This is a genomic window from Lentibacter sp., assembly GCF_965657785.1.
Lineage (GTDB): Bacteria > Pseudomonadota > Alphaproteobacteria > Rhodobacterales > Rhodobacteraceae > Lentibacter.
In genome coordinates this window covers 111,937-132,016 of record NZ_CBFHPP010000004.1, presented here as the reverse complement: position 1 = coordinate 132,016, position 20,080 = coordinate 111,937, and the positions used below count along the sequence as shown (strand labels likewise).

The 20,080-nt window shown below is 58.5% G+C and carries 20 protein-coding genes; 11 read left to right on the top strand and 9 right to left on the bottom strand.

The window, feature by feature from the left end; genetic code table 11:
* Positions 1–18 precede the first annotated feature (18 nt).
* Positions 19–423 carry a methylmalonyl-CoA epimerase gene (mce, locus tag ACTF58_RS04155; protein ID WP_298676913.1) on the bottom strand — a complete coding sequence of 135 codons (405 nt, stop codon included), beginning with the start codon at positions 421–423 and terminating at the stop codon, positions 19–21.
* 177 nt (positions 424–600) lie between these two features.
* Here mce and ACTF58_RS04150 point away from each other — a divergent pair, with 177 nt between their 5' ends.
* Both ACTF58_RS04150 and ACTF58_RS04145 read left to right on the top strand, forming a co-directional pair.
* A complete protein-coding gene (locus ACTF58_RS04150) occupies positions 601–1,317 on the top strand; it encodes a response regulator (protein WP_438990702.1) in 717 nt (238 codons plus the stop codon).
* A 123-nt stretch (positions 1,318–1,440) separates the two neighbouring features.
* On the top strand, positions 1,441–1,644 hold the full coding sequence (locus ACTF58_RS04145; RefSeq protein ID WP_438990701.1) for a hypothetical protein: 204 nt from the start codon (positions 1,441–1,443) through the stop codon (positions 1,642–1,644).
* 29 nt (positions 1,645–1,673) lie between these two features.
* Here the strand turns inward: ACTF58_RS04145 and ACTF58_RS04140 are convergent, their stop codons facing one another.
* The 4 genes from ACTF58_RS04140 to aspS all read right to left on the bottom strand — a co-directional run bounded on the left by ACTF58_RS04140 (position 1,674) and on the right by aspS (position 6,249).
* Positions 1,674–2,630, bottom strand: a complete 957-nt coding sequence (locus ACTF58_RS04140; protein WP_438990700.1) for a DUF1501 domain-containing protein — start codon at positions 2,628–2,630, stop codon at positions 1,674–1,676.
* Between the two features lie 51 nt (positions 2,631–2,681).
* A complete protein-coding gene (locus tag ACTF58_RS04135) occupies positions 2,682–2,909 on the bottom strand; it encodes a hypothetical protein (RefSeq protein WP_438990699.1) in 228 nt (75 codons plus the stop codon).
* Between the two features lie 3 nt (positions 2,910–2,912).
* The gene (locus ACTF58_RS04130) at positions 2,913–4,301 is read right to left on the bottom strand and encodes a DUF1800 domain-containing protein (protein ID WP_438990698.1); all 1,389 of its coding nucleotides are present in this window, start codon (positions 4,299–4,301) and stop codon (positions 2,913–2,915) included.
* Between the two features lie 172 nt (positions 4,302–4,473).
* Positions 4,474–6,249 (bottom strand): aspartate--tRNA ligase, encoded by a 1,776-nt coding sequence (gene aspS / locus ACTF58_RS04125; protein ID WP_438990697.1) that lies wholly within the window; start codon positions 6,247–6,249, stop codon positions 4,474–4,476.
* Positions 6,250–6,393: 144 nt separating this feature from the next.
* On the opposite strand from aspS, the gene ACTF58_RS04120 reads away from it, so the two are divergent.
* The 3 genes from ACTF58_RS04120 to ACTF58_RS04110 all read left to right on the top strand — a co-directional run bounded on the left by ACTF58_RS04120 (position 6,394) and on the right by ACTF58_RS04110 (position 11,847).
* Positions 6,394–7,695: a glycosyltransferase family 87 protein gene (locus ACTF58_RS04120; RefSeq protein WP_438990696.1), complete on the top strand. Its 1,302-nt coding sequence runs from the start codon at positions 6,394–6,396 to the stop codon at positions 7,693–7,695.
* Positions 7,696–7,868: 173 nt separating this feature from the next.
* The gene (gene carB, locus ACTF58_RS04115) at positions 7,869–11,198 is read left to right on the top strand and encodes a carbamoyl-phosphate synthase large subunit (protein ID WP_438990695.1); all 3,330 of its coding nucleotides are present in this window, start codon (positions 7,869–7,871) and stop codon (positions 11,196–11,198) included.
* Positions 11,199–11,202: 4 nt separating this feature from the next.
* Positions 11,203–11,847 carry an RluA family pseudouridine synthase gene (locus tag ACTF58_RS04110; protein ID WP_438990694.1) on the top strand — a complete coding sequence of 215 codons (645 nt, stop codon included), beginning with the start codon at positions 11,203–11,205 and terminating at the stop codon, positions 11,845–11,847.
* 281 nt (positions 11,848–12,128) lie between these two features.
* On the opposite strand, the gene ACTF58_RS04105 is transcribed toward ACTF58_RS04110, so the two are convergent.
* Together ACTF58_RS04105 and ACTF58_RS04100 are read right to left on the bottom strand one after the other, a co-directional pair.
* Entirely contained in the window at positions 12,129–12,824 is a 696-nt protein-coding gene (locus ACTF58_RS04105) for a DUF3800 domain-containing protein (protein ID WP_438990693.1), read from the bottom strand.
* A gap of 363 nt (positions 12,825–13,187) precedes the next feature.
* A complete protein-coding gene (locus ACTF58_RS04100; protein ID WP_438990692.1) occupies positions 13,188–14,630 on the bottom strand; it encodes an aldehyde dehydrogenase family protein in 1,443 nt (480 codons plus the stop codon).
* A gap of 140 nt (positions 14,631–14,770) precedes the next feature.
* Here ACTF58_RS04100 and ACTF58_RS04095 point away from each other — a divergent pair, with 140 nt between their 5' ends.
* From ACTF58_RS04095 to ACTF58_RS04070, 6 genes are all read left to right on the top strand, one after another.
* Positions 14,771–15,424 (top strand): peroxiredoxin, encoded by a 654-nt coding sequence (locus tag ACTF58_RS04095; RefSeq protein ID WP_438981415.1) that lies wholly within the window; start codon positions 14,771–14,773, stop codon positions 15,422–15,424.
* Positions 15,425–15,544: 120 nt separating this feature from the next.
* Positions 15,545–15,964 (top strand): hypothetical protein, encoded by a 420-nt coding sequence (locus ACTF58_RS04090; protein WP_438990691.1) that lies wholly within the window; start codon positions 15,545–15,547, stop codon positions 15,962–15,964.
* Positions 15,961–16,578, top strand: coding sequence for a MotA/TolQ/ExbB proton channel family protein (locus ACTF58_RS04085; RefSeq protein ID WP_438990690.1), 618 nt, complete (start codon positions 15,961–15,963; stop codon positions 16,576–16,578). Before ACTF58_RS04090 ends, ACTF58_RS04085 begins: the two co-directional genes overlap by 4 nt.
* Positions 16,571–16,933 (top strand): biopolymer transporter ExbD, encoded by a 363-nt coding sequence (locus ACTF58_RS04080; protein ID WP_438990689.1) that lies wholly within the window; start codon positions 16,571–16,573, stop codon positions 16,931–16,933. Before ACTF58_RS04085 ends, ACTF58_RS04080 begins: the two co-directional genes overlap by 8 nt.
* A 3-nt stretch (positions 16,934–16,936) precedes the next feature.
* Positions 16,937–17,332, top strand: a complete 396-nt coding sequence (locus ACTF58_RS04075; protein ID WP_438990688.1) for an ExbD/TolR family protein — start codon at positions 16,937–16,939, stop codon at positions 17,330–17,332.
* Positions 17,333–17,364: 32 nt separating this feature from the next.
* Entirely contained in the window at positions 17,365–18,126 is a 762-nt protein-coding gene (locus ACTF58_RS04070; protein ID WP_438990687.1) for a TonB family protein, read from the top strand.
* Positions 18,127–18,403: 277 nt separating this feature from the next.
* On the opposite strand, the gene ACTF58_RS04065 is transcribed toward ACTF58_RS04070, so the two are convergent.
* Together ACTF58_RS04065 and ACTF58_RS04060 are read right to left on the bottom strand one after the other, a co-directional pair.
* Entirely contained in the window at positions 18,404–19,138 is a 735-nt protein-coding gene (locus tag ACTF58_RS04065) for an FkbM family methyltransferase (RefSeq protein WP_438990686.1), read from the bottom strand.
* A complete protein-coding gene (locus tag ACTF58_RS04060; protein ID WP_438990685.1) occupies positions 19,126–19,995 on the bottom strand; it encodes a glycosyltransferase family 2 protein in 870 nt (289 codons plus the stop codon). Before ACTF58_RS04060 ends, ACTF58_RS04065 begins: the two co-directional genes overlap by 13 nt.
* Positions 19,996–20,080: the final 85 nt, after the last annotated feature.

The following is a 20,080-nucleotide window of genomic DNA, read 5'->3' as shown; positions in this document are numbered from 1 at the left end:
GGGTCTTTGCGCAGTCTGTTAGACTTGTTCCAGCTCGACAAGACAGCCGTTGAAATCTTTGGGGTGCAGAAAGAGCACAGGCTTGCCATGGGCGCCGATCTTTGGCTCGCCCGTGCCCAGAACACGCGCTCCTGTTGACTTGAGATGATCCCGCGCCGCGATGATATCATCCACCTCATAACAGACATGGTGAATGCCGCCTGAGGGGTTTTTCTCCAGAAAGCCGTTGATCGGGCTATCCTCACCCAGAGGGTAAAGCAGCTCGATCTTGGTGTTTGGCAGCTCGATAAAGACAACCGTCACGCCATGGTCAGGCTCATCCTGTGGCGCGCCGACTTTAGCGCCCAGCGCGTTGGCATATTGCGCAGATGCGGCCTCAAGGTCAGGCACAGCGATAGCAACGTGATTAAGACGTCCGATCATTTGATCCTCCAGAACAGGTTTCTGGCCCTTATCGCCTGCGCCGCGTCGCATCGCAAGGAGCGCAAAGTCGCAGGCTCCCAAGTCAGGCCCAAAAGCAGGCGTCCAGTTAACCAACTGTTAGCCGTGTTTGTCTAGGTTGAGATTCGAAAACACTTTTGCTGCATAAGGAGCTGCCCGATGGACGATTTGACCCCACTTGCCCTCACCACATCTCCCACCTCCTCGCGCCCCCTTCTGGGGCTGACTGTGCTTGCAGTGGAAGATAGCCTCTATGCCTGTGAGGCGCTGCGCCTCCTTTGCCTGCGCAGCGGGGCGCGCATCCGCAGGGCCGACTGCATCGCCTCCGCCAAACGCCACCTCAAAGTATATCGCCCCTCGGTGATTCTGGTTGATGTCGGCCTGCCTGACGGGTCAGGCCTTGATCTCATTCATGAGCTATCGACCCTGTCTCCCCGTATCAACATCATCCTCGGCCTGTCGGGCGATGACGGCATGAAAGCAAAAGCCATGGCCGCGGGGGCAGACGGGTTTCTCGCCAAGCCGATCGAGAGCATTGCCCAGTTTCAGGAGGCCATTCTCGCCCATTTGCCACAGGACAGCCGCCCCCTCGGCCTGCGCGTCATCAAAGACGAACGTGTCACCCCGGACCCGATCGCCTATACGGATGATCTGTCTCATGTCGCGCAACTGATCAACGAGGGCTATGATGACCGCCAGATTGGCTATGTCGCGCAATTCGTGACCGGCCTCGCCAAAAGCGCGCGCGACGAGGCGCTCACCCATGCGGGCGAAGCGCTTGCCAAGGCCCACGCCTTACACCTTCCGACCCACCAGCCCATCGCCACCCTTGCGGGCCTTGTGCAACAACGCCTCGATCGACCCGTCGCGATTTGAGAGCACAGAGGCCGCCAAACCTTCCCCAAAATGGAGCAAGAATCGCCCCACCCACGGCCCAAAGCCGCCACAATCGCGGGGCAATGTAACGTCATCGGCAGATGCCCTTGCATGGAGATGACTATGGAAACGGTCTTTCAAAAGTTTGTCAGCGAAGAAAAAGGCGCTGTCACGGTCGACTGGGTTGTTCTGGGTTTGGGCGTTCTGTCACTCTGTGCTGCGGTTTTTGGCACAGTTCAAGCAGGCTCAGCTCAAGCGAGCACAACAAATTTGACGGACGGAACAGGCGTCTACCTGCAAGCGAGCGCACCACTTGATAACGTATGACCCCGACAGCCGATCCTGGGGCGCTAACCCTAGCCAATGAGCCTTGGGTCTGCGCCCAACTCCAGCCCCGGAAAAACACTGCGCTCGATCAGGCTTTTCTCAAGCCCGAAGAGGTCGCGCATCAGCCAGCCCGAAAAGGCGCGCACATCGCGCGTCGGCATCAGATCGCGCCGCTGATAGAGCGCCGCTTCGTCCAGGCCAGGCCACTCTGACCAGACCCGCCCGCCCCGCAAAGCGCCACCAGACAAAACCATCAGCCCCCCCGTGCCGTGATCAGAGCCGCCATTGCCGTTGAGCCGCGCCGTGCGGCCAAATTCGGTCATGGCCACAACAGCGGTTTTGCCCCAAATATCCGCCCCAAGGCTGCCCTGCAAACTCAAGATCACCTCGGCCAACCGGTTGAGCGGTTGCGCCAGCGTGCGCGACTGGTTGGCGTGGGTGTCCCAGCCATTGAGCGAAAACGCCGCAATCCGCGCAGGCCCCACAAGCTTTGAGGCCGCAAATTCAGCAATCTGGAGATGCCCCCCGCCCTTCGCCGCCGCGCGGGCGCTGTCGCTCATGGCGCTCATCACGCTTTCGCCAAGCGCGCCTTCCTCGCCCGCCATCATGGCGGCGCCCTCTCCAGAGAGGGCCACCGCCTCGCCAAAAGCCGCCTCAAACAGCGGATCGCCCTGCATCAGCCTCTCGGCCAGTCGCAGGCCCTGCGGCGTCAGCCCGTATAGCCCCGCATCCGGCGACCAATTGGCAACAGGCGCAGCCCCCTTCATCAAAAGCATATCGCCGCTCCCCACCGCATAGGCCGTCTCGCTGTGCACCGCAGGATAGCTTTGCAACAGACGGTTGAGCCAGCCGTCGCGCAGAGTGCCATCAAGATCCGCGCCCCCCGCCTCCAGCAAATCCTGCCCGTCAAAATGGCTGCGCTTGTCGCGATAGGGCGTCGAAACGGCATGGGCAAAGCCCAGATCGCCCGCCGCCCAGAGCGGCATCAGCCCCGCCAAAGCAGGGTTGAGCGCGAAAAACCCGTCAAGGTCTTGGCCCTAGCCGATCTGCGCTTGATCGGCACGGCCCTTCAGCCTGCCAAAATCACGGTCGCCATAGGGGCGCAGCGCGTCCAGCCCGTCCATCCCGCCGCGCAAAATGATGACAACCAAGCGGTTCTCCCATGTGCCACTGGCAAAGGTCACTGGCGTGAGCAAAGGGCTGGCCGCCGCCGTGCAGCCTAGCCCCATGAGAAAAGCACGCCGATTGAGAGGGGACATCTGCATCGGTTACATCCTTTGAAACGCGGGCGAGGCCAGCACAAGCCCGACCCCTGTGCGCCTGTCTTCGGCGGCATTGGCAGCAAAGCGGAGCGCCTCGGGCACATTGCGCCCAAGCGCCGCGCTCACAAACTCTCGCGGATCAGGCAGCTCGGCCAAAAGCCCCTGCGGCGCGCTCATCGCCCAATCGACCCGCGCGGCAAAACGCTGTGGCGTGATCCACTCGCCGTCGTCTTCGGGCCAACCGTCGGGGCCAAGCGGCTCCTCCCAGGTCTGCCCCATGAGGCGCATCGGGACTGTGAAGGCCAAGCGGATCGCTTTCCAGTCATTCACCGCAAGCGCCTCATTGGGAACCGACAGCGCCCGCAGCGCCGAGCCGATAAAATCCACGGGCTGTTTTACATTCACAAAATCGGGCGCCCAAGCGGCAGGGTGAGAGAGCATCGCATGGGTCATCTCGCCCAGATGCCCGCCTGTTTCAAGATAGCGCGCCTCCATAACCGCCACGAGCGCAGGGTCAGGCCGGTCGGAGACAAAATGCACCGCCATCTTTTGCGCCAGATGCCGCGCTGTGGCAGGGTGGCGGGCCAGATCCTCAAGGGCGGCGTGAACATCAGCCAAAGCCGTTGCGCCGCCGCCATAGCTCTTGCCCAAAACCGTCTCGGCCCCGGGCTGGGCAAAGTCATCCCGAAATCCGAAGACCCCGTCCTGACTGTATGTCAGCCCCGTGAGCAGCTCGGCAAGCTCGGTCACATCCCTTTGAGAATATGGCCCACCAACGCCCAGCGTGTGAAGCTCAAGTATCTCGCGGGCGAGATTTTCGTTCAGCCCGTTGTTTTTCTTTTGGCCCGCGACACTGTCGGGGCCGACGGAGGCCTTCTGGTCAAGATAATGCAGCATCACCGGCTGCGCCGTGACTGCCTTGAGCATATCGGCGAAAGACCCCGCGACATAGGGGCGAATCGCACTTTCGACATAGGGCGATGTCGCGCGTTTCATCACGCTGACCTTGCCCCGCGCGGTAAAGTGATCACCCCAGAAAAAAGCGAGCCGCTCGCGCAGGCCGTCTTGCGTATGCGCACGGCGGCGCAACGCCTGCCAGAGCCAGCGCTGCTGGGCCTTGCGCGCGCGGCGCTTTTCCACGCCGATGTCCTGTGTCGCCTTCTCGGCGGCCTGCGAGCCGCGATCGGCGCGGCGGATTTCCCAAAGCGCAGTCACCCGCGCGATCCGCGCCGCAAACTCCTCAAAAGGCTCGATTTTATATGTCTGGGCCGCATGATCCCTACCAGTGAGGCGGCGCATCATGTCGTCAATATCGCGCGGCCCGCGCAACCGCGGCGACAGGCCTGTGCCAAAGCGTATCTCGGCTATTTCACGCGTAAAACTCAAAGCACTCACTCCACACACAGGCGCAGAGTAGCATTTATTTCTGTGAGGGGGAGAGAATTATGCAGTGCATTTAACAGTCAGCAAGCTTGCGCCAGCCTCTGTCGAATTTCGCTTTGCAAAATCCGACCGGCCGGGGGCTTTGCCCCCGGACCCCCAGGATATTTTTAGAAAGAAAAAGGGCTTACTCTTGCACAATGGTGCGCAGGTTCAGCTCCATCAGCTGTTCTGAAAGAGGCTCGCTTGGCGCGTTCATCATCAGGTCTTCGGCGCGCTGGTTCATCGGGAACATGATGACTTCGCGGATGTTCTGCTCTTCGGCCAGAAGCATGACCATACGGTCGATCCCTGCGGCGCAGCCGCCGTGGGGCGGGGCGCCATATTGGAAGGCATTGACCATACCGCCAAAGCGCTTTTCGACTTCGTCCTTGCCATAGCCCGCAATCTCGAAGGCCTTGAACATGATCTCTGGTTTGTGGTTTCGGATTGCGCCGGAGACCAGCTCGTAGCCGTTGCAGGCGAGGTCATATTGGTAGCCAAGCACCTCAAGCGGATCGCCCATGAGCGCGTCCATGCCGCCTTGGGGCATGGAGAACGGGTTGTGCTCGAAGTCGATCTTGCCGCTTTCTGCGTCTTTCTCATAGATCGGGAAATCCACGATCCAGCAGAAGGCGAAGCGGTCTTTGTCTGTCAGGCCAAGCTCTTCGCCGATCACGTTGCGGGCGCGCCCTGCGACGGCCTCGAACTGTTTGGGCTTGCCGCCAAGGAAGAAGGCCGCATCGCCGACGCCAAGGCCGAGCTGTTGGCGGATCGCTTCGGTGCGCTCGGGGCCGATGTTTTTGGCCAGCGGGCCTGCCGCTTCCATGCCGTCGCCTTGGTCACGCCAGAAGATATAGCCCATCCCCGGCAGGCCTTCTTTTTGAGCAAATGCGTTCATCCGGTCACAGAACTTGCGGCTGCCGCCTGTCGGGGCGGGGATGGCGCGGATCTCTGTGCCGTCTTGCTCCAGAAGCTTGGCAAAGATCGCAAAGCCCGAGCCGCGGAAGTGCTCGGAGGTATCCTGCATCTTGATCGGGTTGCGCAGGTCGGGCTTGTCCGAACCATACCATTTCGCCGCATCGCGGTAGCTGATCTGCGGCCATTCGCTGTCGACTTTCTTACCGCCACCAAACTCTTCAAACACGCCCTGCATCACCGGCTGGATCGTGTCAAAGACGTCTTGCTGCTCAACAAAGCTCATCTCAAGATCAAGCTGGTAGAAGTCTGTCGGCGAGCGGTCGGCGCGCGGGTCTTCGTCGCGAAAGCACGGCGCGATCTGGAAGTATTTGTCAAAGCCCGAGACCATGATCAGCTGTTTGAACTGCTGCGGCGCTTGCGGCAGGGCATAGAATTTGCCGGGGTGCAGGCGGCTTGGCACGAGAAAGTCGCGCGCGCCTTCGGGGCTGGAAGCCGTGATGATCGGCGTCTGGTATTCGCGAAAGCCCTTGTCCCACATACGGCGGCGAATGCTTGAGACCATGTCAGAGCGCAGGTGCATATTGGCCTGCATCTTGTCGCGGCGCAGATCAAGATAGCGATAGCGCAGGCGCGTTTCCTCGGGGTATTCCTGATCGCCAAAGACCATCAAAGGAAGCTCGGCCGCCGCGCCAAGCACTTCCATATCGCGCACAAAAACCTCGATCTCGCCGGTGGGCAGCTTGGGGTTCACAAGGCTCGCGTCGCGCGCCTTCACTTCGCCGTCAATGCGCACACACCACTCAGAGCGCAGCTTTTCCACGGCCGCAAAAGCAGGGCTGTCAGGATCGCAGATCAGCTGGGTCATCCCGTAAGTGTCGCGCAAGTCGATAAAGAGCACGCCGCCGTGATCGCGGATACGATGAACCCAGCCCGAGAGGCGAACGGTTTCGCCGACATTGGCGTGGGTCAGATCAGCGCAAGTCTGGCTGCGATAGGCGTGCATGGGTCATTCCTTTTCAGGGCATCTGGTGTGCATATAAAGCTCGCGCCGATACACATGGCCCAAGGGCAAAAGTCAAGCCATGTGGCACGGAAGACTCTGTTGCCACGGCGTTTTCACGTCGTTTCTATTCAAGCGCGGCGCGATATGCCATTTTCGCACAAAATAACGAGCGGTTTCCCGATCATGCAACGCCTCGCCTATCCTGTTTGCGCCCTGATGTTTTCAGGGCTGTGTCTTGCGCTGTTTTTCAACACCCCATCGCCAGACCTGAGCGCGCTCTATCTGGCAGGCTATGCCGTCGCCAATGGGCTGCCCGATACGCTCTATGCGCTTGGCCCCGAAGGGCTTGGCGGCGCGCCCGCCGCTGAGCAACACGCCCTGATCGCCGAGATCGGGCTGCGCACCACAGACCCTGTTGCGCCCTTTGTCTATCCGCCGCTTTGGGCGTGGCTTGTGGCGCCGTTCACAGAGCTTCTGACGCTGAAGGCCTTTCAAAACGGCGTCTTGGTTTTACACGTCGCAATGCTCAGCGTGTCTGTCGGGCTGGCGTGGAAAGTTGTGCGCCCGCCGCATATGACGCTGGCGCAGTTTGTCTGTGTCGGCTTTGCTTTTCTGGCCGTCTCGGCCCCCGCCATAGACGCCATTGCCCAAAACACACCGCAGATCGCCACGCTCTTTCTGGTGCTTCTGGCCTTTGAGCGCTACCGCGCCAGCAGCTTTGCCATGGCAGGGATGATCCTCGCTGTCGCTGCGGCCTTCAAGCTTTCACCGCTGTTTCTGGTGCTGATTTTCATTCTAGAGCGCAACGCGCGGGCGACAGGCGCCTTTGCTCTAACAGGCGCTGCCCTTGCGGCTATGAGCGTGGCGCTGGCGGGCTGGCCGCTTCACGCGCGCTTTCTGGGCCTGCTCGCAGACATCGACGCCGTGATCCTTTTTGACAAAAGCAACTACGCCCCCGAAGTTGTGCTCTATCAGCTGAAAGCCCTCCTGACAGGCAGCACCCTCAGCCAACAGCCCCCAAGCCTGCCCGAGCCGTTCTGGCTCAGCACTGTCATGGCCGCGCTCATGCTGGCGGCGCTGGCAGCGCTGATCTTGATGCGGCCCCGCCTTGTGCCTGGCACGGCTGTGCCAGTCTTGTTGCTGGGGTTTGGGCTTGCCACGGCGCTGTTTGGGCCTGTGTCTTGGGCGCTCTACTTTACGCTGCCGCTGTTGCTGCTGCCGACGCTGTTTCACATTATGTCGCGTAAGGCGGCATGGCGCTGGATTATTGCAATCGGAGCCTTACAAAGCCTGCCTTTGACTCAGCTCTATGCCCAGATCAGCGACAGCCTCTATGTCACCTCGCTGATGGGCGTGCTCTGCTACATGGGCCTTCTTGTGGTTCTGGTGGGCCTCGTCTTTCGCGCGGTTCGCTTTCAGCCCGACGTGCCACTGCCCTTCCGCTAAGCCGCGCTGCGCCAAAGCGCCTCACCGATAAAGCGTTTTGCAAAAAAGCTCTCTCACAGCCTTTTTGCGAAGCGCTTTGGGCTTGCACCCACGGCCCCCATGGCTATAACCCACGACAATTTGCGCGCACCTGCCTGCGCGCCATTCTGCTGCAAAAATGATGGGAGCCCCAGATGCCGAAGAGAGACGATATCAAATCGATCATGATCATCGGAGCGGGCCCCATTATCATCGGGCAAGCCTGCGAATTTGACTACTCGGGCACACAGGCCTGCAAAGCGCTCAAGGAAGAGGGCTACCGCGTCATTCTGGTAAACTCGAACCCCGCCACGATCATGACAGACCCCGAGCTTGCCGACGCCACCTATATCGAGCCGATCACCCCCGAGGTCGTCGCCAAGATTATCGAAAAAGAGCGCCCCGATGCGCTCCTGCCCACAATGGGCGGCCAGACAGGCCTCAACACCTCGCTTGCGCTTGAGGAAATGGGCGTGCTTGAGAAATTCGGCGTCGAGATGATCGGCGCGACCCGCGACGCGATTGAGATGGCCGAAGACCGCAAGCTCTTCCGCGAAGCGATGGACCGCCTCGGGATCGAAAACCCGAAGGCCACAATCATCACCGCACCCAAGAAAGACAACGGCAGCGCCGATCTTGACGCTGGCGTGCAGCTCGCGCTTGCCGACCTCGAAGAGATCGGCCTCCCCGCCATCATCCGCCCCGCCTTCACCATGGGCGGCACAGGCGGCGGCGTAGCCTATAACCGCGAAGATTATATTCACTTCTGCCGCACAGGCATGGACGCCTCGCCCGTCAACCAGATCCTCGTGGATGAGTCGCTTCTGGGCTGGAAAGAATTTGAAATGGAAGTGGTCCGCGACAAAGCCGACAACGCCATTATCGTCTGCTCGATTGAAAACATTGATCCGATGGGCGTCCACACAGGCGACAGTATCACAGTGGCCCCGGCCCTGACGCTGACCGACAAAGAATATCAGGTCATGCGCAACCACTCGATCGCTGTTCTGCGCGAGATCGGTGTCGAGACAGGCGGCTCAAACGTGCAATGGGCCGTAAACCCTGCCGATGGCCGCATGGTTGTGATCGAGATGAACCCGCGCGTCAGCCGCTCTTCGGCGCTGGCCTCCAAGGCCACGGGCTTCCCGATTGCCAAGATCGCGGCCAAGCTGGCTGTCGGCTATACGCTTGACGAGCTTGACAACGACATCACCAAAGTGACCCCCGCGAGCTTTGAGCCAAGCATCGACTATGTTGTGACAAAAATCCCGAAGTTCGCCTTCGAGAAGTTCCCCGGCTCCGAGCCTTACCTCACCACCGCGATGAAATCTGTCGGCGAGGTCATGGCGATTGGCCGCACGATCCACGAATCCATGCAAAAGGCGCTCGCCTCCATGGAATCAGGCCTCACAGGCTTTGACGAGGTGGTGATCGAAGGCGCGCCCGAAAAGGCCGCGCTCACCAAAGCGATCAGCCAGCAAACGCCAGACCGTATGCGCACCATTGCCCAAGCCATGCGCCACGGCCTCTCCAACGACGAAATCCACGGCGTCACCATGTTTGATCCGTGGTTCCTTGATCGCATCCGCGAAATCGTCGAGGCCGAAGAGATTGTCCGCGCCAACGGCCTCCCGACCGATGAAAAAGGTCTGCGGGATCTCAAGATGCTCGGCTTCACAGACGCCCGCCTCGGCACCCTCACAGGCCAGAGCGAAAACGACGTGCGCCGCGCCCGTATCGCCAAAGGCGTCAAGGCCGTCTTCAAGCGGATCGACACCTGCGCTGCCGAATTCGAGGCCCAAACGCCCTATATGTATTCCACATATGAAGCGCCGATGATGGGCGACGTCGAATGCGAAGCGCGCCCGTCTGAGCGCAAAAAAGTCGTGATCCTCGGCGGCGGTCCAAACCGCATTGGCCAAGGGATCGAGTTTGACTATTGCTGCTGCCACGCCTGCTTTGCGCTCGCGGATGTCGGCTATGAGACCATCATGGTCAACTGCAACCCGGAGACCGTTTCAACAGATTATGACACCTCCGACCGCCTCTATTTTGAGCCATTAACCTTTGAGCACGTGATGGAAATCCTGCGCGTCGAGCAAGAAAACGGCACGCTCCACGGCGTCATCGTCCAGTTCGGCGGCCAGACCCCGCTCAAGATCGCCCAAGCGCTCCACGACGAAGGCATCCCGATCCTCGGGACAACCCCCGACGCGATTGACCTCGCCGAAGATCGAGAGCGTTTTCAAGAGCTTGTCAATAAACTCGGCCTCAAACAGCCGAAAAACGGCATCGCCTCTACAGACGCGCAGGCACTCGCCATTGCCGAAGAAATCGGCTTCCCGCTGGTCATTCGCCCCTCCTATGTTCTTGGTGGCCGCGCCATGGAAATCGTGCGCGATATGGCCCAGCTTGAGCGCTATATCTCCGAGGCCGTCGTCGTCTCGGGCGACAGCCCCGTGCTGCTGGATAGCTACCTCTCCGGCGCCATCGAGCTTGATGTTGATGCGCTTTGTGATGGCAAAAAAGTGCATATCGCAGGCGTGATGGAGCATATCGAAGAAGCCGGCGTGCACTCGGGCGACAGCGCCTCAAGCCTGCCGCCCCATTCGCTCCCTGCCGAGATCATCACAGAGATCGAAAAGCAAACCGTGCAACTCGCCCTCGCCCTTGAAGTGCGCGGCCTCTGCAATATCCAGTTCGCGGTCAAAGACGGCGAGATCTACCTCATCGAGGTCAATCCGCGCGCCAGCCGCACCGTGCCTTTCGTGGCCAAAGCAACGGACTCAGCCATCGCCTCTATCGCCGCGCGCCTCATGGCGGGCGAAACGCTCGATGACTTCAAACACCGTGGCCCCTACCCCAAAGATGCCAAGCCTGGCTCGATCAAAAACACCGACCCGATGACACTGGCAGACCCGAATATGCCTTGGTTCTCGGTCAAAGAAGTGGTGCTCCCCTTCGCGCGCTTCCCGGGCGTTGATACAATCCTCGGACCAGAAATGCGCTCGACAGGTGAGGTTATGGGCTGGGATCGCTCCTTCCCCCTCGCCTTCCTCAAGGCGCAGATGGGTGCAGGCACAGTGCTTCCTTTTGAAGGCCGCGTCTTCTTCTCGATCAAGGATTCAGACAAGACCAAACAGCTCGTGGAAACCGCACAGACCCTTGTCGACCTCGGCTTTGCCATTGTCGCAACAGGCGGCACAGCCAGCTTCCTTGAGGAGCATGGCATCACCTGTGAAGTGGTCAAGAAGGTCTATGAGGGCCGCCCCAATGTGGTCGATATGCTCAAAAACGGCGAGATCCAGCTCCTGATGAACACAACAGAAGGCGCTGCCGCCGTCGAAGACAGCCGCGAAATCCGCTCCGTCGCGCTCTATGATCGCATTCCCTATTTCACCACAGCCTCAGGCGCGCATTCAGCCGCCCTCGCCATGAAAGCCCGCAGCGAAGGCGACCTCGGAGTGACGAGCCTTCAGGGCTAGGACCATGTCGAGTGATTACAATCCCCCCTCTGATCCGCTGGACATCCTCCATGCGGATCACGAACTGATTGCTGTCAACAAGCCCTCGGGCCTGCTCTCCGTTCCGGGCAAGGGCGAGCATCTCGCTGATTGCCTGATCGCCCGTGTGCAAGCCGCCTTTCCGGGCGCGCTTCTTGTGCATCGACTGGATCGGGACACATCGGGCGTGATGATTTTTGCGGCCACGCCCCATGCGCAGCGACATTTGGGGCTTCAGTTTGAAAAGCGCCAGACGAAGAAAGCCTATATCGCGCGGGTCTATGGGCGGCTCGCGCCCAAGGACGGCACGGTTGATTTGCCGCTGATTGTCGACTGGCCAAATAGGCCTTTGCAGATGGTTTGTCACGAGACAGGCAAACAGGCCCAGACCGACTGGAAAGTGCTGAAAGCCACGGATGAAGAGAGCCGCGTGCGCCTCTTTCCCAAGACGGGCCGCAGCCACCAGCTCCGCGTCCATATGCTCGCCCTCGGCCATCCGATCCTTGGCGACCCCTTCTATTCGGAAAACCCCGAGGCCCACCCCCGCCTGATGCTCCACGCCGAAGACCTGCGCCTGCGTCACCCCGACGGCGGCAAAGGCATGAGATTTTTTGCCAAAGCCCCGTTTTAGACCTCTGCACTTGATGCAAGCCAGCCAGCCGCTGACGCTTGTGTCGCTTGAACGAAAGACCAAGCCTCCGCTTTGCGCAGGGACCGGAGTTTGCAAAGTTGCGGGGCATTGGTCCCGTCCGCGACACTGGCCCAGTAGGAGGCGTCGGAAACCTATCAGACGAACCGAACCACTCTTAACTTGATTTTAGCAAGTCTATGCATATATATAAAATTAAAGGTTCCCCTCCGATGATAAGAACCCAAGGGGTTCTCCGCAAGGTAGTCGGAGGGGTCAATTCATCAATAGTAATGTCGGCTACCTTTCATGAAGATGTCGAACTCACTTCGAATCTGATGCGCAATTGTTTTGTGCGATCTGTCGTCACCTTGCTCCCATTTGCGATAAATTGCCCAGTTAAAGTAGTCGGCAATTTGCAGGCCATAATGCGCTCGGGAAGAGTGATGCATAACCCTGTACGGAGTGCCTGCTGGAAGCATACTTACCAGAAGAATCTTTACCGCCTTTTCGATAGCATTGCGCTTTTTCGCAACAGGTATTCTGTCGGTTATAACTACAACTTCACCAACCCCGTGCGGGGCCTTTTCGACAGCATACTTAAGTAGGTAGCTTAACATTTTGGGGTAGAATTTTTCTGGTGGCTGTAAAGCTGGGCCAGTTTTACGCTTTTCAATGACGACTGAATCTACTGAGTCATGCGGAACCGAACTAGCAAGCATCGAGAAAACCTTGCCTCGAACGAACTTGTTATCATCAGCGCAATGAAAATATTCCATTTCGATACGCGGATCTAGCCGGTGCTCGATGAGGTCGTACTTATACGTGTCAAGCACTGTATGAAGTGTAAATGGGCGGTATAGGCTGACACAAGTAAGAGTAAAATACTTCGAACCCGTCGGAGAGAAGTCGAAATTCCCACCTTCATCAAGAAATATGTACAGGGTAGGTAGCACGCACGAAGACAATTCATCAGTCATCAATAAATCAATACCAGTTTAACCTTTTTGCAAATGTTCACACGTAAAGACGAATTTGAAGGGAAGATAACTTATGGAGGTTGCGGAGTAAATACGCTCGGAAACCGACCGCTTCGGACGAACAACAGCCACCTGATACGTCCCGTCAGGTTCGCTTCACCCCGTCTCAGATTTGCGTGCAAGCGAGCACTTTACGTCAGGTAAAAGCCCTGGAGCGCACGCTGCGTTAACCGGATTCTGTTAACAGATTTTAACGATTGGGGGGTGCACGCATGGTGCACGGGTTGTGCACGCATATCACCCCCCCGTTTTTGGGCCACCAGCGCGCCGTTAACCCGACCGCGCGCTGGTCTGTTTTATGCGTTAAGCCTCGTTCGACCAGCCCGAAACAGCCTTCACTTCGAGGAAGTCATCCAGCCCCCATTTGCCGCCTTCGCGGCCATTGCCCGACTGCTTCATGCCGCCAAAAGGCGAGCCCGCCGCACGGCCCTGACCGTTCATCTCGACCATGCCAGAACGCAGCTTTCGCGCCATGCGGTTGAGCCGCGCGCCGTCTTGAGTCTGCACATAGTTTGTCAGGCCATAAACCGTATCATTGGCCATCTGAACAGCCTCCTCCTCGGTGTCAAACGCCATGATCGACAGCACCGGCCCGAAGATTTCTTCGCGCGCGATGGTCATGTCAGGGGTCACATCCGCAAAGACAGTGGGGCGCACATAGAAGCCCTTGTTCAGCCCTTCGGGGCGCCCGACACCGCCCGCAACAAGCCGCGCGCCTTCGTCGATTCCGGTCTGGATGAGATCTTGGATCTTGCCCCATTGCACCGCATTGACCACAGGGCCAATGTGGCGGCCAGCTTCACTTGCGGGGCCCACAGACACCTTATTTGCAACGTCCGCAGCCGTTTCAACGGCTTGGTCATAGATATCACGCTGCACAAGCATACGGCTCGGCGCATTACAGCTCTGGCCGGTGTTGTTCATCATATGCAGAACGCCACGCTTGACGGCCTTTTCGTCGGCGTCGGCAAAGACCAGATTTGCGCCCTTACCACCCAGCTCAAGCGAGACGCGCTTGAGCGTATCAGCCGCTGATTTAGAGATCAGCTTGCCCGCGCGCGAGGAGCCTGTGAAGCTCACCATGTCCACATCTTCATGCGCCGTTAGCTGGCTTCCAACGCCAACGCCGTCGCCGTTCACGAGGTTGAACACACCAGCAGGGAAGCCCGCTTCGTCCATCATCTCGGCAAAAAGCATCGCATCCAGCGGCGTCTCTTCGGAGGGCTTGAGCACCATGGTGCAACCCGCAATCGCCGCCGCACCAACCTTGAGCGTGACTTGGTTCATCGGCCAGTTCCAAGGCGTAATCAGCGCCGCAACGCCAACGGCTTCGTGAATAATCCGGTCGTTCGGCGCGTGATCGCCCAGCGGCGCCTCAAACTCAAAGCTCTTCGCCGCCCGAATAAAGTTTGACAAATGCCACGTGCCCGCACCCACCTGTGAGGACTTCGCCATATCCACAGGCGCGCCCATTTCTTGCGCAATCATCTCGCCCATTTCATCGCCACGGCGCTTGTAAACTTCGAGCAGCGTCTCAACCAGCGCGATCCGCTCTTCAACGGGTGTTGCCATCCACGCCGGCAGCGCCGCTTTGGCCGCGGCCACAGCTGCGTCTGTGTCTGCCTGTCCGCCCAATGAAATAACGGCAAAAGCCTCTTCCGTGGACGGGTCAATAACCTGATAGTCTTTGCCAGCCTGAGGGGCTACCCATTGGCCGCCGATGTAAAAGTCGCGTTTCTCGATCATGATCATTCTCCCAAGAATTTGGGGCACTTTGTCACCCCATTGCATTTGCTGCAAGTCGCCCCTTTCACTCGGACGCAACGTGAATATATACATTCTGAAATTAGAATTTAATGACCCCCTCAAACAAAAGGAGCCACGCTATGGGCCTTCGCATTAATGACATCGTCCCTAACTTCACAGCCCAAACAGACAAGGGCGAAATCAAGTTTCACGACTGGATCGGCGACAGCTGGGCGATTCTCTTCTCGCACCCAAAAGACTTCACTCCCGTCTGCACAACAGAATTCGGCGCTGTCTCACAGCTTGCTGACGAATGGGACAAACGCGGCTGCAAGGTCATCGGCCTGTCCGTGGACAGCGTAGAAGAGCACCACGGTTGGAAAAAAGACATCGAAAGCTATGCCAGCGCCAAAGCGGGCTTCCCGATCATTGCAGATGAAGACCTCGCAGTGTCCAAAGCCTTTGATATGCTGCCAGCCGACGCTTACCTCCCTGATGGCAGCACAGCCGCCGACAGCGCATCTGTGCGCTCGGTTTTCATCATCGGGCCAGACAAACAGCTCAAGCTGTCTATGACATATCCAATGAATGTGGGCCGCAACTTCGCCGAAGTTCTGCGCGCCCTCGATGGCCTTCAAATGGCCAACGGCAACGGCGTTGCAACCCCTGCCAACTGGACAGCCGGGCAGGATGTGATCATCCCGACAAGCGTTTCGGATCAGGACGCCACTGCAAAGTTTGGCGAATTCACAACCGTCTTCCCCTACCTGCGCACAACAAAAGCGCCGTCCTAAGTCAAAGTCTGCGCGCCGTAACACTTGCGGCGCGCAGATGACTGCCGATTCAGTCTTTATGTGCGCGCGCGTTTGAGGCAGGGTGCCTGCGATTATTCCCTGACGTGAAGTGAGGCTTCAATGCGCGCGCTCCTGACCATTTGTTTATGTTTTTTTGCCAGTGTTTCTCTTGCCGAAGAGGCCCCTGTCGGCCAGAATCTTGATATAGAGCTGAATGCCGCGAGCCAGACAAACGACGGCTGCCAGCTCTCTTTTGTATTGATCAACGGCCATACCGAAGACATTCAGCAAGCAGTTTTTGAAACTGTGCTGTTTGACACCAGCGGCGCCGTTATACGGCTCACCCTGTTTGACATGGGCGAGCTGCCCGCCGCGCGCCCGCGTGTGCGCCAGTTTGTTCTGCCCCAGACCCAGTGCAGCGATATGGGCCAAATCCTGTTCAACGGCACCACAAGCTGCACAGCAGACACCCTCGCCAAGACGGCTTGTATGGACGGGTTAAACCTGCGCAGCCGCACAGATATTAAGGTTCTGGGATGACTGGCCTGTTCGCCTCACTCACCCGCGTGGCCGAACTTGGCGGGCCTGTCGTGATGATCCTGATGGGGGTTTCGGTGCTGACGCTTGCGCTTGTCCTCTACAAGCTCTGGCAGTTCCATGCCTCGTCTGTCGGCAAGCACAGCGCCCTCCGTCGCGCCATCGCGGCTTGGGACAACGGCCAGTTGAGTGAAGCCGAGAGCGCTCTGAAGCAGTCCCGTAGCTACCTTGCACCGCTCATTGCCTCAGGCTTTGCCGCTGCCCCACGCGAACGCCTTGCCGCAGAGGCCGAAGCGCATTTTGCAAAGCTTGAGAGCGGTTTTCGCGCCTTGGACAGTGTCGCCCAGCTTGCGCCGCTTCTGGGGCTGTTTGGCACGGTGCTTGGAATGATTGATGCTTTTCAATCGCTCCAGTCCGCAGGCAGCCAAGTCGACCCGTCTCTCTTGGCAGGGGGCATCTGGGTCGCCCTCCTCACCACAGCTGTGGGCCTTGCCGTCGCGATGCCAACAGCGATGATTCTCAGCTGGTTTGAAGCGCGAATGGATGGCGAGCGCGTCTTTGCAGACACCGCGATCCAGACGATCTGTGCGCCGCGTGAGCCTAAGGCCGATGCTTAGAGCGGCCCGCAGACGCAGACGCCTTTCAATGACCTCGCTCATTGATGTGATCTTCCTTCTGTTGCTTTTCTTTATGCTCTCCTCGACCTTCTCTCGCTATGCCGAGGTCGAGCTTGTCGCCGCTGGAAACGCTGGGAGCGCCGCCAATACGCCGCCGCTCTTTGTTCAACTGGGGCCAGATATCCTGACTGTGAACGGGGTCGTGCAGGGCCTTGAGGCGCTCAGCCTGCCTGACGGCGAGCAGCGGTTACTTGTTGCGCTCAAACCCAATGTGACAGCCCAGAGACTGACCGACCTGCTTGTGGCCCTGCGCCGCTTTGACGGGCTGTCTGTTACTGTCCTGACGTCGGGGTGAGACATGAAAACATCACTTCGAAAGTCCAAGACCACAAGCCGCCGCGAGCCGACAATTGCATTGATCAACATTGTGTTTCTGATGCTGATTTTCTTTCTGATTGCAGGCACGCTTGCTGCGCCGCTTGAGGGCGACTTAAAGCTGGTTGATACTGCTGGCCTTGAAGGAGCAGCCCCTCCAGATGCGCTGGTCTTGAACGCAGAGGGGCAGCTCAGCTTTCGCGCAGAAAACATAACTCCAGACGCATATATCGCAGGTGCAAGCCAAGCCGAGCGCGCCACTGTGCGCCTTGTGCCTGACCGCGCGGTGTCAGCGGCGGTCCTTGTTGAGACCGCCTCAGCCCTCAAGGCCGCAGGCGCAGGCGCCATCCTTCTTGTCACTGAGAAGGCCTTGCCATGATTGCTTCGTCGTCCATCGCAAAAGGAGCCGCCTTGCTGGCAGCCCTTGCGCTTCACGCGGCTCTCTTATGGCAATATACTCCAACCACGACCAAAGCAGAGACCGAGGGGGCCAGCGGAGCGCGCGAGACCCGCCTAGGCGACAGCTTTGAGGACATGACAACAGGGGTGCTTGCGCCTATGCCTGCGCAGAGCGCAGAAGCGGTCTCTGCCGCGCCGCTCCCTGCACAGGCCGTGACACCCAAAACAGCCCAAAGCGCCCCAACAGTGGCGGCCCTGCCCGCACAAACCCCAAGCGCGAGCGAAGCGCAGCCTGCCGCCGCACAAGCCGTGACGCAGTCTCCCCGCCCTGTCCAAAGGCCAAAGGCTCTGGAGAAAAAATCCGAGGCCAAAGAGGTGCCGAAACAAAAGGCAAAACCCCTGCCCAAAAAAGGCGGGCAACAAGAGAGCCGCAAAGGCGCGCAAGACGGCACGCAAAAAGCAGCCAAAGCTCCCAAATCAACAGGCACAGCCAAGACCAAAGCCGCTGGAAACGCAGCAGCCAAGACCTACGCGGGAAAAGTAATGCGCAAAATTTCGCGCGTGCCAAAGCCCCGCGTTGCAAGCAAAGGCTCGGCCACTGTGCGCTTTACGATTGCGGCGGGAGGCGGCCTTGCCTCGGTTTCTATTGTAAAGAGTTCAGGCTCTGCTGCGTTGGATCGGGCTGCGCTCAAAGTGATTTCGCGCGCGGCACCGTTTCCCAAGCCCCCCGAAGGCGCTGACCGCAGCTTCACACTCAAAATTCGCGGTAAATAGCGCTCAATAAAAGGGCCACACCAGAGTAATGCGGCCCAGTTGAAAGCGTCATGGGTGACGGGCTGTCTCACTCCGCCCGATCCCTGTTGTGCCATTAGCCCCCGCAATGACGGCAGCCCCGCAACCAAATAAAACAAGTGTAAATGTGCCTATAAACTCTGCGAGCATTTTCTTCATAAGTCGTCCCCTCCCAAAAAATAACCAGTTACGCGGGCAACTCTGCACCAAATGGCTCATTAAACAACGGGGAAAATTTTAACTTTATCGCCTGTCGCCTTCAGGCGCGCAGAAAACACACAACATTTTCGACTTGCTCAACACGTTGCAAGCCATGGCTCGCAAGTGTGGCAACCATCTCGTCAATCGCTTGTTGCCCCGCCGCATATTGGTGCGGGTGCAGCTCGATAATGGCAAGGTCGATCTGCGTGAAGATGTCGCTTTCTTTGGCAACAAGGTCTGTCTCGGCACCCTCGATATCACACACAAGCGCGAATTTTTCGCCGCCCATAGGCTTTGCAACCGCGCGCAATGTAGTGGCCGAAACCGTAACGCTGCTCTTACCGCCCTCCGCACTGACGCGCCCCACATGGGCGTTGCGCCCGACCGCAAAGCTGACCGTTTCGGCCCCCGAATAATCAATCGCAGCTTCAACAACCTTGACCTTGTCAGGGCTGGCATTCCTGCTCGCGTTAAGTGTGACAAGCTGGGCCAAATCGTGGCGTGCTTCAACAACAATATGGCGCGCATCTGGGCCAATCTGATTGCGGATGACCGCCGAGATCACCCCCATACAGCCACCCAACTCAACAACATTGGTTCCGACAGGCATATATTTAGAAATCAGATAGGCCTCGGAGGCTTCATAAGGCCGCCCCTTTTCAAGAACATAACGCAAATCTCCATCGGCATCGCGCGGCACAGTCACCGTCACTCCGTTCACGTCAAAAACCTCACGGGTTTTCCCTTGGAGGTCTTTCAGCCAGAGCCAAATGCGTCGGTTCAATCGTGCCATGGGGTATCCTTAAATCCGTGTCCGTCATCTTGCGCCGCGCTCAACACACCGCGAAGAATTGCATATTGCTTTACACGCTTTCTGCGTGAAATCCAGCAGAGAGGCGACGCGAGCTGAAGCAGTGCTTTGACGAGCGCCCATCCATAGCCTCCAAGCTTACTGTTTTTTCGCGCGACGTAAGCGCCAGAGCGGCCCATGTGCCAGCCTTTGAACGCAACCGTATTCAGCGAACTGGGCGTTGAAGCACCGCCAATATGATGAACCTCAGCTTTGCGAACAAACATCAAAGGGCCGCAGGACTGGCGCAGGCGAAAACAGAGGTCTTCATCCTCATGATACAAGAAAATATCAGGGTCAAATCCACCAACCGCTTCAAAATCGGCCCGTCTCACAAATAGGGCTGCACCAGAGAGACCGGTGACCTCACAGTCGTCTTCTGGCAAAGCGCCCGCCCGCTTGAACCAACTTGCCTTAACTCGGCTGCGCTTGCGCAATCTGGCCTTGCCAGACAGCCCGCGAATGACGGGGTTAAAGGCTGACGCCAAAGGATGGCGCGTGGAGGCCTCTAACAGAGCGTTCAACGTCTGAGGCGTCAGGGACGCATCAGGATTGAGAAACAGAAGATAATCAGTTTCGGCCTTTTGCGCTCCGATATTACAACCGGTCCCAAATCCAGCGTTTATGCCGCTTTGCACAAGTTGCGCGCCAAAGTCGTGAGCGATTCCGGCTATTTCAGTCTCATCAGATTGTGAATTGTTGACGATGACAACAGGGGTCTTGGGCGGGATAGAGCCCAGCATTTGAGGCAGCACAGCGCCGCTTTGATAGGCGACAGAAATAATGGTTACAGCTTCCAAAATATGTCTTCTCCGCCCTCAATTTGCAGACCATATCAAATAAAAGAAGCCCCCACCATATGGCGGGAGCTTCCAAATTCAGGCC

Bases quoted from the DNA above. Each gene is read 5' to 3' on its own strand.
- ACTF58_RS04150 (WP_438990702.1), top strand. From the start codon at position 601: ATGGACGATTTGACCCCACTTGCCCTCACCACATCTCCCACCTCCTCG.
- ACTF58_RS04090 (WP_438990691.1), top strand. From the start codon at position 15,545: ATGCGCGCGCTCCTGACCATTTGTTTATGTTTTTTTGCCAGTGTTTCT.
- carB (WP_438990695.1), top strand. From the start codon at position 7,869: ATGCCGAAGAGAGACGATATCAAATCGATCATGATCATCGGAGCGGGC.
- ACTF58_RS04135 (WP_438990699.1), bottom strand. From the start codon at position 2,909: ATGCAGATGTCCCCTCTCAATCGGCGTGCTTTTCTCATGGGGCTAGGC.
- ACTF58_RS04095 (WP_438981415.1), top strand. From the start codon at position 14,771: ATGGGCCTTCGCATTAATGACATCGTCCCTAACTTCACAGCCCAAACA.
- ACTF58_RS04075 (WP_438990688.1), top strand. From the start codon at position 16,937: ATGAAAACATCACTTCGAAAGTCCAAGACCACAAGCCGCCGCGAGCCG.
- ACTF58_RS04120 (WP_438990696.1), top strand. From the start codon at position 6,394: ATGCCATTTTCGCACAAAATAACGAGCGGTTTCCCGATCATGCAACGC.
- aspS (WP_438990697.1), bottom strand. From the start codon at position 6,249: ATGCACGCCTATCGCAGCCAGACTTGCGCTGATCTGACCCACGCCAAT.
- ACTF58_RS04100 (WP_438990692.1), bottom strand. From the start codon at position 14,630: ATGATCGAGAAACGCGACTTTTACATCGGCGGCCAATGGGTAGCCCCT.
- ACTF58_RS04110 (WP_438990694.1), top strand. From the start codon at position 11,203: ATGTCGAGTGATTACAATCCCCCCTCTGATCCGCTGGACATCCTCCAT.
- ACTF58_RS04105 (WP_438990693.1), bottom strand. From the start codon at position 12,824: ATGACTGATGAATTGTCTTCGTGCGTGCTACCTACCCTGTACATATTT.
- ACTF58_RS04140 (WP_438990700.1), bottom strand. From the start codon at position 2,630: ATGCCGCTCTGGGCGGCGGGCGATCTGGGCTTTGCCCATGCCGTTTCG.
- mce (WP_298676913.1), bottom strand. From the start codon at position 423: ATGATCGGACGTCTTAATCACGTTGCTATCGCTGTGCCTGACCTTGAG.
- ACTF58_RS04080 (WP_438990689.1), top strand. From the start codon at position 16,571: ATGCTTAGAGCGGCCCGCAGACGCAGACGCCTTTCAATGACCTCGCTC.
- ACTF58_RS04065 (WP_438990686.1), bottom strand. From the start codon at position 19,138: ATGGCACGATTGAACCGACGCATTTGGCTCTGGCTGAAAGACCTCCAA.
- ACTF58_RS04145 (WP_438990701.1), top strand. From the start codon at position 1,441: ATGGAAACGGTCTTTCAAAAGTTTGTCAGCGAAGAAAAAGGCGCTGTC.
- ACTF58_RS04085 (WP_438990690.1), top strand. From the start codon at position 15,961: ATGACTGGCCTGTTCGCCTCACTCACCCGCGTGGCCGAACTTGGCGGG.